Annotated in this window: 1 protein-coding gene; it reads right to left on the bottom strand. The window is 46.9% G+C overall.

Annotated elements, in window-relative coordinates; translation table 11 throughout:
* Positions 1–448, bottom strand: a 448-nt coding sequence (locus A3750_RS05675) for an aconitase family protein (RefSeq protein WP_255374869.1), incomplete at both ends; no start/stop codon positions are given.

Raw genomic sequence — 448 nt, forward strand, 5'->3', positions numbered from 1 at the left:
AGGATGTTTTCGTACTGAGTACGCGCTGCTTCTTTTGGATGCTCATCATCGAAAACGAAGCCTGCATATTTCGCTAGGATATCCCAATCGCCTTCCGCTTTTAGCTCATCAACAATGTTGTATGTTGGTGGAGCAACAACAAGAGGCGCTTTGAATGTAATAGGGCCTTTCTTCTCCAGGTTGCGAAGCATCGCAGCGATAATTTGCATGTCGCCTTTATGCACCATACAAGAGCCAACAAAGCCTAAGTCAACTTTACGATCCGCGTAGTATGACGTAGGACGGATTACGTCGTGCGTGTAACGCTTAGATACGTCTTCATTGTTAACGTCTGGGTCAGCAATCATCGGTTCTTCGATTGCATCTAGGTCAACAACCAACTCAGCGTAGTACTTCGCGTTGTCATCTGGAGCAAGCGCTGGTTCTTCACCAGACTTGATGCCAGCAA

It is taken from the genome of Oleiphilus sp. HI0079 (assembly GCF_001635105.1).